Source organism: Acidihalobacter aeolianus (assembly GCF_001753165.1).
Taxonomy (GTDB): Bacteria; Pseudomonadota; Gammaproteobacteria; order DSM-5130; family Acidihalobacteraceae; genus Acidihalobacter; species Acidihalobacter aeolianus.
Window position 1 is genome coordinate 1,329,176 of record NZ_CP017448.1, and the last position, 15,555, is coordinate 1,344,730.

General features: G+C 59.9%; 14 protein-coding genes. 6 read left to right on the forward strand and 8 right to left on the reverse strand.

The genetic code is table 11. The features are described from left to right. The first annotated feature begins 6 nt into the window (after nucleotides 1-6). The 3 genes from pstA to BJI67_RS06205 all read left to right on the forward strand — a co-directional run bounded on the left by pstA (nucleotide 7) and on the right by BJI67_RS06205 (nucleotide 3,088). Nucleotides 7-849, forward strand: coding sequence for a phosphate ABC transporter permease PstA (gene pstA, locus BJI67_RS06195; protein WP_070072291.1), 843 nt, complete (start codon nucleotides 7-9; stop codon nucleotides 847-849). Between the two features lie 17 nt (nucleotides 850-866). Further along, a complete protein-coding gene (pstB, locus tag BJI67_RS06200; protein ID WP_083250683.1) occupies nucleotides 867-1,721 on the forward strand; it encodes a phosphate ABC transporter ATP-binding protein PstB in 855 nt (284 codons plus the stop codon). 92 nt (nucleotides 1,722-1,813) lie between these two features. Continuing rightward, nucleotides 1,814-3,088, forward strand: a complete 1,275-nt coding sequence (locus tag BJI67_RS06205; protein ID WP_331712281.1) for a D-amino acid dehydrogenase — start codon at nucleotides 1,814-1,816, stop codon at nucleotides 3,086-3,088. 23 nt (nucleotides 3,089-3,111) lie between these two features. Here the strand turns inward: BJI67_RS06205 and BJI67_RS06210 are convergent, their stop codons facing one another. The 5 genes from BJI67_RS06210 to BJI67_RS06230 all read right to left on the reverse strand — a co-directional run bounded on the left by BJI67_RS06210 (nucleotide 3,112) and on the right by BJI67_RS06230 (nucleotide 9,410). Next, nucleotides 3,112-3,666 carry a hypothetical protein gene (locus BJI67_RS06210; RefSeq protein ID WP_070072292.1) on the reverse strand — a complete coding sequence of 185 codons (555 nt, stop codon included), beginning with the start codon at nucleotides 3,664-3,666 and terminating at the stop codon, nucleotides 3,112-3,114. A gap of 22 nt (nucleotides 3,667-3,688) precedes the next feature. Continuing rightward, the gene (locus BJI67_RS06215; RefSeq protein WP_070072293.1) at nucleotides 3,689-6,457 is read right to left on the reverse strand and encodes a valine--tRNA ligase; all 2,769 of its coding nucleotides are present in this window, start codon (nucleotides 6,455-6,457) and stop codon (nucleotides 3,689-3,691) included. 75 nt (nucleotides 6,458-6,532) lie between these two features. Continuing rightward, a complete protein-coding gene (locus BJI67_RS06220; RefSeq protein ID WP_070072294.1) occupies nucleotides 6,533-7,468 on the reverse strand; it encodes a hypothetical protein in 936 nt (311 codons plus the stop codon). Further along, nucleotides 7,465-7,914 (reverse strand): DNA polymerase III subunit chi, encoded by a 450-nt coding sequence (locus BJI67_RS06225; RefSeq protein WP_070072295.1) that lies wholly within the window; start codon nucleotides 7,912-7,914, stop codon nucleotides 7,465-7,467. The genes BJI67_RS06220 and BJI67_RS06225 overlap by 4 nt, the downstream gene beginning before the upstream one ends. Continuing rightward, nucleotides 7,911-9,410, reverse strand: coding sequence for a leucyl aminopeptidase (locus BJI67_RS06230; RefSeq protein WP_070072296.1), 1,500 nt, complete (start codon nucleotides 9,408-9,410; stop codon nucleotides 7,911-7,913). The genes BJI67_RS06225 and BJI67_RS06230 overlap by 4 nt, the downstream gene beginning before the upstream one ends. A 104-nt stretch (nucleotides 9,411-9,514) precedes the next feature. Between BJI67_RS06230 and lptF the strand changes: the two genes are divergently transcribed. Continuing rightward, on the forward strand, nucleotides 9,515-10,618 hold the full coding sequence (gene lptF, locus BJI67_RS06235) for an LPS export ABC transporter permease LptF (RefSeq protein ID WP_070072297.1): 1,104 nt from the start codon (nucleotides 9,515-9,517) through the stop codon (nucleotides 10,616-10,618). Beyond that, nucleotides 10,615-11,679 carry an LPS export ABC transporter permease LptG gene (lptG, locus tag BJI67_RS06240; protein ID WP_070072298.1) on the forward strand — a complete coding sequence of 355 codons (1,065 nt, stop codon included), beginning with the start codon at nucleotides 10,615-10,617 and terminating at the stop codon, nucleotides 11,677-11,679. Before lptF ends, lptG begins: the two co-directional genes overlap by 4 nt. Here lptG and BJI67_RS16705 read toward each other — a convergent pair. Continuing rightward, complete coding sequence (locus tag BJI67_RS16705) at nucleotides 11,623-12,099, reverse strand: RDD family protein (RefSeq protein WP_083250684.1); 477 nt, start codon at nucleotides 12,097-12,099, stop codon at nucleotides 11,623-11,625. The two genes, lptG and BJI67_RS16705, sit on opposite strands and share 57 nt — an antisense overlap. A 242-nt stretch (nucleotides 12,100-12,341) precedes the next feature. Further along, complete coding sequence (locus BJI67_RS06245; protein ID WP_038094256.1) at nucleotides 12,342-13,424, reverse strand: IS5 family transposase; 1,083 nt, start codon at nucleotides 13,422-13,424, stop codon at nucleotides 12,342-12,344. Between the two features lie 169 nt (nucleotides 13,425-13,593). On the opposite strand from BJI67_RS06245, the gene BJI67_RS17320 reads away from it, so the two are divergent. Then, nucleotides 13,594-14,310 (forward strand): hypothetical protein, encoded by a 717-nt coding sequence (locus BJI67_RS17320; protein WP_156782048.1) that lies wholly within the window; start codon nucleotides 13,594-13,596, stop codon nucleotides 14,308-14,310. Nucleotides 14,311-14,394: 84 nt separating this feature from the next. On the opposite strand, the gene dapE is transcribed toward BJI67_RS17320, so the two are convergent. Further along, nucleotides 14,395-15,555, reverse strand: a complete 1,161-nt coding sequence (gene dapE / locus BJI67_RS06255; RefSeq protein WP_197513334.1) for a succinyl-diaminopimelate desuccinylase — start codon at nucleotides 15,553-15,555, stop codon at nucleotides 14,395-14,397.

Below are 15,555 nucleotides of genomic sequence, written 5' to 3' on the forward strand. Positions count from 1 at the left end.
GATGCCATGAGCCGTTACGCACGTCGTCGTGCCATGAATTACTTCAGCCAGGCGATGGCCATGGCCGCCACGGCCTTTGGCCTGTTTTTCATGGGGTGGTTGATGTGGACGCTGATCGCCGAGGGCGCGGCGTATATCGACTGGCGCGTGTTCACCGAAAACACGCCCGGGCCGGGCAGTCAGGACGGTGGCTTGGCCAATGCCATCGTCGGCAGCCTGCTGCTGACCGCCTTCGGCGTTCTGTTCGGCGCACCGATCGGCCTTCTTGCCGGCACCTATCTGTGCGAATTCGGACGACGCTCGTGGATCACCCCGGTCGTGCGTTTCATCAACGATGTGCTGCTGAGTGCGCCCTCCATCGTGCTGGGGGTCTTCGTGTATGAGGCCATGGTCGCGCACATGGGCCGATTTTCAGGTTGGGCCGGAGCTGTCGCGCTGGCCCTGATCGTGATTCCCGTGGTGGTGCGTACTACCGACAACATGCTGGGGTTGGTGCCCGACAGCATGCGCGAGGCCGCGGCAGCACTAGGCGCCCCGCGCTGGCGGGTGACGGTGTGGATCGTGTATCGCGCGGCCATGGCCGGGCTGGTCACCGGCATCGTGCTGGCGACCGCGCAGATCATCGGCGAAACTGCGCCGCTGCTATTTACCTCCCTGGGCAATCAGTTCTGGAACGTGGACATGAACAAGCCCATGCCAGCGCTACCGCTTGTGATCTTCAATTTCGCGATGAGCCCGTACGAGCGCTGGCAACACCTCGCCTGGGCCGGCGCGCTGCTGATCACCTTGTCGGTCCTGATCATGAATATCGCGGCACGGGTTGCACTGCGTTCGCGCCGCACCGATTGATAACCGGAGTGACGTCCATGAAACACCCCTCCATCAAGCAACAGCAAGCCATCGATGCCGCAGCTCCTTCCGGCGGTGCGGAAGCCGGTCATCGGCACGTCGGTCTGCACGAGGTGCCGAATCCCAAGATCGTGGTCAAGGGTCTGAATTTCTACTACGGCAAGTACCATGCCCTGCATGGCATCGATCTGCAGATTCCCGAGCGTCAGGTCACGGCCTTCATCGGTCCTTCGGGTTGCGGCAAATCGACCTTGCTGCGTACCTTCAACCGGATCTACAACTTGTACCCCGATCAGCGGGCCGAGGGCAAGATCCTGCTCGACGGGCGCAACATCCTCGGCTCTGGCGAGGACCTGAACCTCTTGCGCGCCAAGGTCGGCATGGTGTTCCAGAAGCCGACGCCGTTCCCGATGTCGATCTACGACAACATTGCATTCGGGGTGAAGCTGTACGAGCGGCTGGCCAGGGCGGAAATGGACGATCGCGTGGAATGGGCGCTGCACAAGGCCGCGATTTGGGATGAGGTCAAGGACAAGCTCAAGCAGAGCGGTACCCAGCTTTCCGGTGGCCAGCAGCAGCGTCTTTGCATCGCCCGCGCCATCGCGGTGAAACCTCAGGTGCTGCTGCTTGACGAACCGGCCTCGGCGCTGGATCCGATTTCGACGCTCAAGATCGAGGAGCTGATCTACGAGCTCAAGAACGACTACACCATCGCCATTGTCACCCACAACATGCAGCAGGCGGCGCGCGTTTCCGACTACACCGCCTTCATGTATCTCGGCAAGCTGGTGGAGTTCAATGACACCAACACCATCTTCACCAACCCCGGCAGCAAGGAAACCGAGGACTACATCACCGGGCGTTTCGGATAGAATCGGGGCTGTTGCCGCGCCGAGTCGCGGCCATGCCGGGTGATTGACGGGGCGCCTCCAGGCGCTGCCAGGATTGCCCGATCCCGAATCGCATGAGCAGCAAGGAAGGCCACATGAAGGTCCTGATCGTGGGCGCCGGGGTCATCGGCGTGACCAGCGCGTGGTATCTGCAGCGCGCCGGCCATGACGTTACCGTGGTGGATCGGCAGCAGGGTCCGGCGCTGGAAACCAGTTTCGCCAATGCCGGCATGGTGTCCTGGGGCTATGCCACGCCCTGGGCCGCTCCCGGCGTTCCGCTCAAGGCGCTGCGCTGGCAGTTCGAGCGTGATGCCCCGCTGGTGATGCACTGGCGTGCTGACCCCGCGCAATGGCGTTTTGTCGGTGCCATGCTGCGCAATTGCGCAGCCGACCGCTATGCCGTCAACAAGGCGCGGCTGTTGCGCCTCGGACGTTACAGCTATACCGCGATCGTTGAGCTGCGCGAGTCGCTGGGGCTGCGTTATGACGAGGGAAGCGGTGGCACGCTGGAACTGTTCCGCGACGCATCCCAGCTTGAAGGCATGGACCGGGAGCTCGAACTGCTGGCGCAGGCGGGCATACCCGCGCGCCTGCTGTCGACCGACGAATGCCTGGAAGTCGAGCCGGGACTGGCGCGCGTACGCGAGCGTTTGGCCGGTGCGCTTTCGTTCCCGGGCGACGAGATCGGCGATTGCCGTAAATTCACGGAGTCCCTGGCTGCGCATTGCGCCGCCGCCGGCGTCACCTTCCGCTACGGCGTGGACGTCGCCGGGCTGCAGGCAGCTGGCGCACGCGTGGAAGGCGTCGAAACGGATCAGGGGACGTTGACTGCAGATGCCTATGTGCTGGCGGCCGGCAGCTATACGCCGGGTCTGCTCGCGCCGCTGGGCATTCGTCTGCCGGTTTTCCCGGTCAAGGGTTATTCGCTGACCGCGCCCATCGTGGACCCGGAAGCCGCCCCCGTCTCGACCATGATCGACGAGGCGCGCAAGGTGGCCATCACGCGCCTGGGCGACCGCCTACGCGTTGCGGGCATTGCGGAACTGGCCGGTTTCGATATGTCGCTGTCCGAGACGCGCTATGGGGTGATCGAACGCGTCGCGCGTGACTGGTTCCCGGACGCGGCCGATCTTTCACAAGCGGAATACTGGTGCGGGCTGCGGCCGATGACGCCGGACGGACCGCCGGTTGTCGGCCCGACGCGCTATGGCAATCTGTTTCTGAACAATGGCCACGGTACCCTGGGCTGGACCCTGAGCTGCGGCTCCTCGCGTCTGCTGGCCGATCTCGTGTCTGGGAGGGAGACGGAAATCGACCCTGAGGGGCTAACGCTGGAACGCTACGCCTGAGAACGGCAATCCACTGCCCGCAGTCAGTGGGCGTCCAGCTTGCCGAGTTCCTCAAGTACGGCCAGCAGCAGCGATTCACCCTGAGCACTCATGCCCTTGGTGAGTTTATCGGCATCCCGTTCGCCATCCACCAGGCGGCGGATCAGTCCGCCCATTCGTCCCATGTCTCCGCCGACGCGAGTCATCTGTTCGGCCATGCCGGACAGCAGCTGCAGGGCCTGAACGTCGCCGCGGCTGCTTGCGTGGATCATCGCGGCGAGACCCGGTGCGGCGAGTACTGGGTCCGCCTTGGCGCTGGGATCGGGTAGCGTCGCTGGATCCTGGATGCCGCGCAGGATGGCCTCGACGATCACGCTGTCTTCCTCGTCCAGACCCTCGATCAGTCCCAGTTCGCGCTCGCCGCCCAGAATTCTCCGGATCGCCGCAACGAGATCGCCCCAGCCGTTTTCCGCGCTGACGCGCAGCACCTCCTCGAGCGGAGGTCTCAGGGTGGGGTTCTGTACCGCCTTTACCACGTTGACGATGAGGGCGGCGTGGGTTTGCACGATCTGTTCGCGTCGCGTCGGCAGCGGGTTCATCGGATCGCCCTCCAGGGCCGGTTCATAGTGCCTGAATCCGCGCGTGCTGTTCGCGCAGGCGCGTCAGGGCGCTTTCCATGTCGCGCACGCGGCCGCGTTCCTGTTCGACCACCTCGACGGGCGCCCGAGCGACGAAGTTCTCGTTGGCGAGCTTGCCGTGGCTCTGTTTCAGACCGTTTTCGAGTTTGCCGATTTCCTTGGTGAGCCGGGCAAGCTCGACATCCTTGTCGATCAGGCCGGCAAGCGGGATCAGCAGGCGGGTTTCGCCGAGCAGGGCGGTGGCCGATTCAGGCGGGTTTTCGCTCGCGCAGAGCCAGCTGACCTCGGACAGCCGGGCCAGGGCGTCGATGAACCCGCGGTGCGCCGCGTAGCGGCTCTGCTCGGCTTCGGTGTGCCCCTGCACCAGCAGTGGCAGCGGTTTGCCGGGTGCGATGTCCATTTCCGCACGGATGCGACGCACCGCCAGGATGAACTGCTGCACCCATTCCATCTCGCTTTCCGCAGCCTCGTCGATCAGGGCAGCGTCGGCCTCGGGGTAAGGATGCAGCAGGATCGTGGGGCCGTGCTCGCCGGCCAGTGGCGCGACCTGCTGCCAGATCTCCTCGGTGAGGTAGGGCATGATCGGATGCAGCAGTCGCAGTACGGTGTCCAGCACTCGAACCAGGGTACGCCTAGTGCCCCGTTGTGCCTCCGCGCTCGCCTGCTCGTCAGTGAGCACCGTCTTGGCGAGTTCCAGGTACCAATCGCAGTAGGTGTGCCAGGTGAATTCGTAGAGTGCCCTGGCCAGCAGGTCGAAGCGGTAGGCTTCGATTTGCGTTTGCGCTTCCTGCGCGAGACGTTGCAGGCGCGACAGCACCCAGCGGTCTGCCAGCGAGAGAGTCACCGACGCATCGCCGAGGCCGGTGTCCTGGCCCTCGGTGTTCATCAGCACGTAGCGCGCCGCATTCCATATCTTGTTGCAGAAATTGCGGTTGCCCTCGATGCGTCCCAGGTCGAAGCGGATGTCGCGACCGGTGGTGGCGAGGGCGGCGAAGGTGAAGCGCAAGGCGTCGGTGCCGAAGGCGGGGATGCCTTCGGGGTATTCCTTGCGCGTGTTTTCGGCGATCCGTTCGGCCATTTGCGGCTGCATCAGCCCGCGCGTGCGCTTGGCCAGCAGGTCGTCCAGCGAGATGCCGTCGATGAGGTCGAGCGGGTCGAGTACGTTGCCCTTGGATTTCGACATCTTCTGGCCTTCCGCGTCGCGCACGAGGCCGTGTATGTACACCTCCCGGAAAGGCACGTCACCCATGAACTTGAGCCCCATCATGACCATGCGGGCGACCCAGAAGAAGATGATGTCGAAGCCGGTCACCAGCACGCTGGTCGGGTAGTAGCGCTTCAGGTCGGCGCTGTCGTCAGGCCAGCCGAGCGTGGAAAACGGCCATAGCGCGGAGGAGAACCAGGTATCGAGGACATCCTCGTCCTGGCGCAGCGCCACGTCATCGCCGAGCCCGTGTTGGTTGCGCACTTCGGCTTCGGAACGCGCGACGTAGACGTTGCCGGCGTCGTCGTACCACGCCGGAATGCGGTGGCCCCACCAGAGTTGGCGCGAGATGCACCAGTCCTCGATGTTGCGCATCCATTCGAAGTAGGTCTTGTTCCAGTTCTCGGGGATGAAGCGGATGCGCCCGTCCTTGACCGCGCGGATGGCCGGTTCGGCGAGCGGGGCAACCTTGACGTACCACTGGTCGGTCAGATAGGGCTCGATGACGCTTCCGGAGCGGTCTCCGATCGGTACCATGAGTTTGTGATCGTCGACCTGTTCGAGCAGGCCCAAGGCCTTCATGGCTGCGACCACGCGCTTGCGTGCGTCGAAGCGATCGAGCCCCTGGAACGCATCCGGTGCCTCGTTGTTGATGCGCGCGTCGGGGGTGAAGATGTTGATCAGCGGCAGGTTGTGACGCTGACCTACGGCATAGTCGTTGAAGTCATGGGCAGGGGTGATCTTGACGCAGCCGGTGCCGAATTCGGGGTCGACGTATTCGTCTGCGATGATGGGTATCAGGCGGTCGGTCAATGGCAGACGAATGCTGCGGCCGACCATGTCGTGGTAGCGCGCGTCGGCGGGGTGAACGGCCACTGCCGTGTCCCCGAGCATGGTTTCCGGTCGGGTGGTGGCGACGACGAGATAACCGTCGCCCTCGGCGAGCGGATAGCGGAAGTGCCAGATCTGGCCCTGACGTTCCTCGGAAACGACCTCAAGATCGGAAATCGCGGTGTGCAGTACCGGGTCCCAGTTCACCAGGCGCTTGCCCCGGTAGATCAAGCCTTCCTCGTGCAGGCGGACGAAGACCTCCTGCACCGCGTGCGACAGCCCTTCGTCCATGGTGAAGCGTTCGCGGCTCCAGTCCAGCGAGGCGCCCATGCGGCGTAGTTGACGCGTGATGTTGCCGCCGGACTCCTCCTTCCACTGCCAGACGCGTTCGACGAAGGCCTCCCGTCCCAGATCATGGCGCGTCTTGCCCTCGGCATTGAGTAGTCGTTCGACGACCATCTGGGTGGCGATGCCGGCATGGTCACTGCCTGCCTGCCAGAGGGTGTCATCGCCGCGCATGCGGTGGTAGCGGATCAGGGCATCCATCAGCGTGTCCTGAAACGCGTGCCCCATGTGCAGCGTGCCCGTGACGTTCGGTGGCGGGATCATGATGCAGTAGGGAGTCTGTCCGCTGCCTTGCGGCGCAAAATAGCCGCGCGCCTCCCATTCCTCGTACCAGCGTTGTTCGATTGCGTGAGGGTCGTAACTCTTGTCCATGAAGGGGTCCGGTGGGCATTGCCAAGCGGGGGATTATAACGGCGGCAGCCGGGTGCTGCCGAGCGTGGCGGGACTTTAGTCGGACCCGGATTCGAGTTCGCGCAATACCGCGGCAACGATACGCTGCTGAAAGTCCGGCCATTCGGCCGCGAGCGCGCGGGTCAACGCCATTTCGATACGCGCATTGATGTCGGTAGTTTCGGTGGAATTGGCCATGTTTTGCGGTGGCACGGGCTCATTCGGGGTGATCGTGTCGATTGGTGTTGGAGGCAGCGCTGATTCGGCGACATCGATTTCCAGGCTTGCGTACGCATCTTCCGCTGGCGCGTCCTCAGGCGTCTGTATTGTGGGCGATGGGACGGTCGATATGTCGAAGTCAAGCAAGGGCCATGCGTCTTCGGCTGGCTGATCGGCAGCCTCGGATTTCTCTTGAGTTTGCTGTTCGACAGGGTCCGGGGCAGGCGTAACGTCTAAGTCGAAGTCGTGTGCGGAATCATCGTAATCGGCTAGCTGGCCCTGACGATCCTCCACATAGAGTTTCGGTTCATCGGACTCGTCGGCGTGTTCGCTGTCGAGTTTGCCGAATACCGGGAACCTGGGCTCGTCGTCATCGCGAGGATCGTCATCAAGTCCCGTGCGACTATTTACGGAAGCGATGTAGGGATCTCGGTGCCAGTCGTAGGGGCCAAACGCCGAGGGAGCAGCGTTGTCCGCCGATAGATCTTCTGGTAGTGACGTTGCCGCGTCAGGCGTTTCTTCGTGGTTTGGGTCATGCTGATAGGGTGCTGATGCAAACGTAAACTTGTCACCGGATGGTCTGAGTTGCGCGGTCGAGCCAATGATCGGCTCGACTGGCAATGATACAGGAGGGGACTTTTCGCGCGCTGTCTCGTCGGTAGATTCGAATTCGGCGGTGTCGAGTGAAGCCAAGTCGAGATCGCTGACGCCGTGTTCCCCTGGGAACACGAGGTCATCCAAGGTGGGGATATCACGCGGGTCGGGGCGTTTCACGAGGTCTGTCCCAAAGCATGGTGCTGCAGATCGCAGCCGTAACTTCTGTATAGCCGGTAATGTTCACGGCCGCGAATCTTGATGTCGGGGTTCTCGTCTACGATCTCGGCGATCTGGTCGAACAGCGCATAGTGGTCCGGTACATCCGGGGCGAGATTGAGCAGCGCCGATCCCCCGGTCAGAGAATCGGCGGTGCAGCCGAGTGTGATTGGATAATCAGTGTTTCCAGCATCGGTAATCGCATGCGGGCGGAAACTGATATCGCCGTAAGTCCAGAGCAGCCGGCCAAGCATTTCGCATTCGGAGCGGTCGCCGGTCAATACATGCAGACGCCTGCCGCTGGCGAGTGCCTTGTCGGCCAGCTTGCAGGCAAACTGCAGGCGCGCAAGCGGCTCAGCCGTCGGCAGGAGGTAAAAGTCGACCCGAGTTGCGGTCGCTTCGTTCAAAGCGTTTTACCCGCCCGGCCGAGCAGGAATTGAAGCAGCAGGGGTACGGGACGCCCGGTTGCTCCCTTCTTGTCACCGCTCACCCATGCGGTGCCCGCGATGTCCAGATGCGCCCAATGGTAGGCCTTGGTGAAGCGCGCCAGGAAGCTCGCTGCCGTAATGGTGCCTGCCGAGCGCCCACCGATGTTTGCCATATCGGCGAAATTGCTCTTGAGCTGTTCCTGATACTCTTCCAGCAGCGGCAGTTCCCAGGCGCGATCGAAGCTGCTTTGGCCCGCCTGAAGGATTTCCTGGACCAGCGGCGCATGATTACCAAGCACGGCGCTGACCTGATGTCCCAAGGCGACGATACAAGCCCCGGTGAGCGTGGCCATGTCGACGACCGAGTCCGGCTCGAAGCGTTCGACATAGCTGAGTGCGTCGCACAGCACCAGGCGGCCTTCCGCGTCAGTATTGAGGATTTCAACCGTCTGTCCCGACAATGTCTTCACGATGTCACCGGGCTTGCTGGCTCGTCCATCGGGCATGTTTTCGGCGGCGGCGATGACGCCGATGACGTTGAGGGGGAGCTCGAGCTCGGCACAGGCTGCGAGGGTACCGAGCACGCTTGCAGCGCCGCCCATGTCATATTTCATTTCATCCATCTGTGCGCCGGGCTTTAGCGAGATGCCGCCGCTGTCGAAGGTGATTCCCTTGCCAACCAGAACGATGGGCTTGGCCTGCTTGTCACCGCCGTCGTAATTGAGAACGATCAATTTGCCGGGTTCTTCACTGCCTTTGGAGACGGACATGAAGGCACCCATGCCCAGTTTCTCCATGTCGGCCTCTTCGAGTACGTCGAGGCTCATTTTGGCGTATTGCTTTTTGAGCGCCTTGGCCTGCTTGGCCAGATAGCTTGGCGTGCAGACGTTGCCTGGGCGGTTGGCGAGATCCCGAGCCAGGGAGACGCCAGAGAGCAGGGCGTTGCCCACGCGGATCGCCTCTTGTGCGTCCGCAACCTGAATTTCTGTGTCGGTCCACAGGTCGAGCCGACGCAGCGGGTTTTTCGGTTTTTCAGCCTTGCTCTTGAATTCGTTGAAGGTATAGAGCGCGATGCCGGTATTGAACGTGGCTTGCTGCAACATCCAGCCCGGGCTGCGTCCCTTGACAGGCAAGGCCGGTAGGCTCGAAACGGCCTGTTTTGCACCGCCGCCATTCAGGGTTCTGGCAGCCAGCTGGCTGGCTTCGGCATAGGCCCGTTCGCCGAATTCGCCGGAGGCGCCGCAACCGATGAGCAGCAGACGTTCCGCAAGCAGTCCCGGGGGATCATAGAGATACTGGGACTGACCTTTGGCACCGGTGAAATCACCTCGCTTGAGTTGCTTGAGCAACCAACCACCTGTTGCTTCATCAATTTGTTTGATCAGTGCGGTATGACGCGAACCGGAAAACACACCGATGACGAGGCAGGGGGTCTTGATTTCCGGGAGAGACTGGCTGAGCGGCGAGAATTCCATTCGATAGCTCCGGGTTTTATGGTTTGTACGGGCCTGCGTGCCGTTGCGGCACGCAGGCTATTCTATGGCAAACTTGCGCGGTCTAAAAATCCCGTTGCTCATCGATGAGAATTCTTGCTCGTTATATTGCGGTTGAAGTTTTACTTTCCATGCTGGCTGTGGGATTCGTTCTCGGGCTTGTGATTATCGGCAGTACTTTTGTACGCCTGCTTGGGATGTCCGCGAGCGGTGCCTTGCCGGTGGAGTTATTGGCGTCATTGGTGGCGGTTGAAAGCCTCAAGGCGATGATGCTGTTGCTGCCTGTGACCTTATTCATCGCGGTTATGCTGACCTTGGGGCGGCTTTATCGCGACAGTGAAATGTCGGCGATGGCTGCTGCAGGCATGGGACCCCGTAGGTTGTATGCAAGCTTGATGCTGCTCGGTTTGCCGATGGCGGTTATTTCAGCTTATCTGATGTTGGTGGCATATCCCTGGGCCTCCGAAAAAAGTGTCGTGATCCAGCGCGAAGGTCAGCAGCGTATGGATTTTGCCGTTGTGGAGGCAGGCCGTTTCATACCCTTGAATAATGGCCGCGCGGTAGCTTTTGTATCCTCGCTTGGCGAGCAGGGGAAGCAATTGCAGGATATTTTTGTACACACCGATGCGATCAAGGGGTGTGCCACCGTGCTGAGTGCTCGATCAGGGATACTGCATGTCGAACGGCAAGCGGGTTTGCGTATATTGAATCTGACCGATGGGACGCGCTACGTCGGTACGCCTGGCAAGGCGGATTATAGTGTGTTGCAGTTCGCTCATTATCAGGTACGCATGCCGTTGGCTGCCGTAAAATCCGATCACTCACCACGCCGCATTGAAATGTCCACCTTGACGCTGTGGCGACAGGGTGGGCCTGGTGATCTGGCTGAAATCGAGTGGCGCCTGGCGGTACCCATTTCTGCGCTGATTCTGATCTTGTTGGCAGTGCCGATGAGCCACGTCAAACCACGCCAGGGGCGCTATGGGCAACTGGTTTTCGGCATGCTCTCTTATGTGGTTTATGCCAATTTGTTACTGATCGCAAAATCCTGGATGGAAAAAGGTGTTGTGCCTGTCTGGCTGGGTATGTGGTGGCCGCATTTGCTGATGCTGGGATTCGTCGGGTTGTTGTGGTGGATTCGTGGTGGTAGGCGTTCCACCGGTTTCAGGCGCCGTAGGGTGGCAGCATGAGACGAATCAATTTCTATTTGGTGCGTTCTGTAATCAGTGGTAGTGCAGTTGCGTTATTGCTCTTGACACTGTTGGACTGGGTATTTGCTTTTCTGGCGGAAATCGACAGTGTCGGGCGAGGGCATTACGGCTTGGCGCAGGCTTTGCTGTTTACTCTGTATACGGAACCGCAGCGCATGTACACCTTGTTTCCCACGGCGGTGCTGATCGGAACGCTGCTGAGCCTGGGCAATCTCGCTGCCCATAGCGAATTGATCGCAATTCGTGCGTTGGGTGTATCCGTAACCGGTGTGGTCAAAGCCGCATTGGCCGCCGGAATATTGATGGTGGTGGTGGCCTTGCCATTCGGCGAGTGGGTGGCACCGGCTGCGGCGCGTAGTGGGCAAGCGTTCAAGTTGGCTGCGGAAAGCGGACAACAATTGATCCGTGAGGGTAACGATATATGGGCCAGGGATGGGGATCGTTACATCCATATCGAGCATGTGCTCCCCGGTAGACGATTGCTCGATGTGAACGTTTACACCATTTCTCCAGCAGGGAGGATGCGTTTTGCGCTACACGCTACCAGTGCGCATTACGGAGATCATGCATGGGTGCTACAAGGCGTCAGCGAGACTCATTTTGGTGTTGGGCAGATTGGAGTTCAGCATCTAGAAAAGCAGATGATGCCGGCTTTGATTTCTCCCAAGCTGTTTGACTTGCTCGACACGCGCCCCGGTGAAATGACGCTCCCCGCCCTGGCTCAGTATGTCGTTTACCTTAAAAGAAATCATTTGGACGCGGCGCGCTACGAGCTGTCGTTCTGGCAGCGCTTTACCACGCCTTTGTCCGCTTTGGTCATGCTGATCCTGGCCATTCCCTTCGTATTTGGATCGCAGCGCTCGGGGGGGGCTGGGCAGCGACTTTTTATCGGGATCGTGGTTGGTATCGGCTTTTATTTCCTGAACAGGCTGAGTGCTCAAGTGGGCTTGGTGTTTGGTTTGGCGCCTCTGTTAAGCGCCATGCTACCCCTTGGTATTTTCCTGTTCGGTGGCCTGTTCGCTCTGAGAAGATTTCAGTAAATCTGAAGGCGATGGGATTTTGATCAGTCTTGTGTGACTCAGGATGTCGTGTAGGCATCTTTTCTCTCGATCGACCAGAGACCATAAGAAACCGGTGCCAAGTAGCAACCAGGAGAGGATCGAGAGGAAAAATCTCAGTGTGGCTCGGGTCCAACCGATGGGTTTACCATCGTCACTGACGAGGCGGATCCGCCATGCCTTCATGCCCAGTGTTTGTCCGCCATGTACCCAGAACCAAGCTAAAAATAGATATAGAACGTAGAGCAGATAAAGTTGAAAGAGATGGTTTCCAGGGGCGACGGCTTGCCCATGCTGAAATGGGATCAAAAGCGCGCTGGCGATCATAAGCAATGCGAACATCAACAAGCCATCGTATGCCATTGCGAGCAAGCGGCGTGGTAGTCCTACACGATTATCCATAGTTTTATTCGGGTTCAATGTCGTACCTGGTCAGATTGTTTGAACAAGATTGGATTATGCGCAATAGACATTGCATGCGGATTGATCTGGCTTAACAGGCTGTTGAAAATTCCCCCGATTTAGCGGTTATCATGTTGATCAGGGTCCATTGGCGACGTGCCCCTTCGGATCTGGGGCCTGATTTTTCCCGAAAACAGCCCAAATCCCGATCTCTGGGCGCACCGATCCCTTGATGTGTGCCTTCAACATGCTGCCAGTCCCAGATTGCGCATCCGCACCAGGTTGTAGGCCGCCGCGCTGAGCACAAACTGGAAATCCAGTTTCTCGCGTCCGACAAACCGACTTTTGCGCAGACCCGCAATGGTCTTGAGCCAACCGAAGCATTCTTCGATCCGCTTGCGGATCGTCAGGCTGGTTCGGTAACCGGGATGGCCGATGGTGCGCCCGTCGATGGCCGAGCGGCGCCCGGCCGTGTTCTGAGCCACATGCGGCGTGACGTTTCGTCCACGCATCGCCGCCACAAAGCCTTGCGTGTCATAGTTCTTGTCCGCGCCCAGCGTGATCCGGTGGCTCCCGCCGAGCGCGTCGACAAGCTCGACACCGGCCTCGCGCTCGGCCGTGCCGGTGGCCTGGCTCGTCTGCGACTCGACGATCAGGCCGTGGCGGTTTTCCATCAGCAGGTGTCCGAGGTAGCTGAGCTTGGCGGTCGTGCCTTCGCTCTTGCGATACAGCAAGGCATCCGGGTCGGTCCTGGAGACGTGCGTTTCCCGACACCGCTTCTGCCCGCGAAAGTCCACCGTGGGATTGCGCCCGCCACCGCTCGGCGGCGCGTCCTCGTCCCGGGGCCGGTAGCTCTTGTGCGAGGCCAGCGCTTCGATCAACGTGCCATCGACGCTGAAGTGTTCGCTAGACAGCAGATCGGCCGCACGGGCCTGATCCAGCACCCGGGCGAAGAAGGTGCGGGCCACATCGCCTGCAAGCAGGCGGTCACGGTTCTTGGTAAACGTGGAGTGGTGCCAGACCGGATCGTCCATGGAAAAGCCCACAAACCAGCGAAACAGCAGGTTGTAGTCGATCTGTTCGACCAACAGGCGTTCGCTGCGGATGGTGTAGAACGCCATCAACAGTTGCGCGCGCAGCAGCTTCTCCGGCGGGATCGAGTCACGGCCCATATGGGCATACAGCGCATCGAAGTCAGCGTCGAGTTCTTTGAGCGCTTGATCGACCATCCGCCGGATCGGGCGCAGAGGATGGTCCTTCGGCACCCGTTGCTCCGGGCTGACCGTGCTGAACAGCCCATCCTGATGTATGTCGGCACCGCGCATCGGCCACAACCCTCACTCAACAATACAAAACCAATCTTCCGGGTTTACAGGACTTTTTCAACAGCCTGTTAAGCTATAAGGAAATAAAAAATAAGGGCTTGTATTGGAAAGCTGCGAGAATATATTCTAGTATTGACATATCGCAATTGTTTTAACTAAGGGGAATTGAATGTCGGTTGAAAATTTGGATGAGAAGACAGTCGCCGAGCCTGTCACAAAAGACAACGTGACGACTGCGGAAAAGTCCGAAGCCAGCACGCCAGCTGCGGAGCCCAAGGCAAAAAAAGTCCGGGCTAAAAAGCAATCAGCCAAATCGGGTGAGGCCGTGAAGAAGAAACGAGGCCCAGGTCGTCCGCCGAAGTCAGCGACGGCTGCAGCCACGGCGGCGCCGAAGAAGAAACGCGGTCCGGGTCGTCCGCCGAAGTCAGCGACGGCTGCAGCCACAGCGGCGCCGAAGAAGAAACGAGGCCCGGGTCGCCCACCGAAGTCAGCGACGGCTGCAGCCACAGCGGCGCCGAAGAAGAAACGAGGCCCAGGTCGTCCGCCGAAGTCAGCGACGGCTGCAGCCACAGCGGCGCCGAAGAAGCGCGGTCCCGGTCGTCCGCCTAAGTCGGCGACCGCTGCGTCAACGAGCGTTTTGGAACGTGAACGTACAGTCAAAGCCAATTTCAAGGATAAGCTGGCCGAGGCCAAGCTCGAAATCGCTTCGCTGAAAAACGAGCTCAAGACCGTTCTCAAGCGCGAAGCCTCCATGGCTAAACTTTTCGAAGCACGCGAAAAGGCAGTTGCCAAATTTGCGGATTCCTGGTTGTCGCGCGAAATGGCCAAGCTCCAGCGTGCTGTTACGCCGAAAAAGCGTCGAGGTAGGCCGCGTAAGAGTTCGTGAATGACCATCAAGCGTCTTCGCTAGGCTAAACGCAAAGCCCCCGCCATCGTGTGGGGGCTTTGCATTTCTAACGGGATGTTGTGTTTATTCTGAGTTCACCGACTCGTCGGCTGCGGACGCAAGAAACAACATTTCAAGGGTGCGCTCGTACATAAGGCTGAGTGCATCCAGGGAATCGATATCCACATGTTCGTCGATTTGATGAATGCTGTCGTTCACTGGGCCGAGTTCGACGACCTGCGCACCCATCGGCGCGATGAATCGGCCATCAGAGGTTCCGCCAGCGGTCGAGAGGCTGGGGCTTATCTGGTTGACCGAGCTGGCTGCCGCGCAAACAGCATTCACCAGGTTCCCAGGTGGTGTCAGGAATGGGGAGCCCGAGTGTATCCACTGCAACTCGTATTTTAGTGAGTGACGTTGCAGTGTTTCTTCAACGCGTTGTTGCAGTGTGTGCGCAGTGTTTTGTGTCGAGTACCTGAAGTTGAATTCGACATCCATCTCACCAGGAATGATATTGCCGGCGCCGGTGCCTGCATGGATGTTGGATATCTGGAATGACGTGGGAGGGAAATAGGCGTTGCCCGTGTCCCATTCGGTTTGAATCAGTTCCTCCAGCGCAGGGGCTGCCAGATGTATCGGATTCTCAGCCAAATGCGGGTAGGCGATGTGACCTTGCTTACCCTGGATTCGTAGGCGCCCGGTCAGCGAACCGCGACGGCCGTTCTTGATCACGTCACCTACCTGGGCAGTGCTGGATGGCTCGCCGACGATGCACCAATCGATTCTCTCGCCACGTTGCTGCAGTGTTTCCACGACCTTGACGGTGCCGTTTACGGCAGGCCCCTCTTCATCGCTAGTTAGGAGTAGGGCGATTGAACCATGACTATCCGGATTCGCTGCTATAAATCGCTCGATGGCGGTGACCATCGCCGCGATGGAGCCCTTCATGTCGGCCGTTCCGCGTCCGTAGAGCATGCCGTCACGTACGGTTGGCACGAATGGAGGGCTATTCCATTTTTCCAGTGGCCCAGTCGGGACCACATCGGTATGACCGGCGAAACAGAAAACGGGCCCATCGTTGCCGCGGCGAAGCCAGAGGTTGTCAACCTCCCCGAAACGTAAATGCTGTGCAACGAAGCCAAGCCTTTCCAAACGTTGTGCAATGAGTTGCTGGCAGCCAGCATCTTCCGGTGTCATCGAGGATCGGGAAACCAGTTCGATGGTGAGTTCGAGTGTTGCTGACAT

Excerpts from the sequence above, each read along its gene's own strand:
- lptF (WP_070072297.1), top strand. The coding sequence starts at position 9,515 with ATGAGAATTCTTGCTCGTTATATTGCGGTTGAAGTTTTACTTTCCATG.
- BJI67_RS06205 (WP_331712281.1), top strand. The coding sequence starts at position 1,814 with ATGAGCAGCAAGGAAGGCCACATGAAGGTCCTGATCGTGGGCGCCGGG.
- pstA (WP_070072291.1), top strand. The coding sequence starts at position 7 with ATGAGCCGTTACGCACGTCGTCGTGCCATGAATTACTTCAGCCAGGCG.
- pstB (WP_083250683.1), top strand. The coding sequence starts at position 867 with ATGAAACACCCCTCCATCAAGCAACAGCAAGCCATCGATGCCGCAGCT.
- dapE (WP_197513334.1), bottom strand. The coding sequence starts at position 15,555 with ATGTCAGCAACACTCGAACTCACCATCGAACTGGTTTCCCGATCCTCG.
- lptG (WP_070072298.1), top strand. The coding sequence starts at position 10,615 with ATGAGACGAATCAATTTCTATTTGGTGCGTTCTGTAATCAGTGGTAGT.
- BJI67_RS16705 (WP_083250684.1), bottom strand. The coding sequence starts at position 12,099 with ATGGATAATCGTGTAGGACTACCACGCCGCTTGCTCGCAATGGCATAC.
- BJI67_RS06210 (WP_070072292.1), bottom strand. The coding sequence starts at position 3,666 with ATGAACCCGCTGCCGACGCGACGCGAACAGATCGTGCAAACCCACGCC.
- BJI67_RS06230 (WP_070072296.1), bottom strand. The coding sequence starts at position 9,410 with ATGGAATTCTCGCCGCTCAGCCAGTCTCTCCCGGAAATCAAGACCCCC.
- BJI67_RS06215 (WP_070072293.1), bottom strand. The coding sequence starts at position 6,457 with ATGGACAAGAGTTACGACCCTCACGCAATCGAACAACGCTGGTACGAG.
- BJI67_RS17320 (WP_156782048.1), top strand. The coding sequence starts at position 13,594 with ATGTCGGTTGAAAATTTGGATGAGAAGACAGTCGCCGAGCCTGTCACA.
- BJI67_RS06245 (WP_038094256.1), bottom strand. The coding sequence starts at position 13,424 with ATGCGCGGTGCCGACATACATCAGGATGGGCTGTTCAGCACGGTCAGC.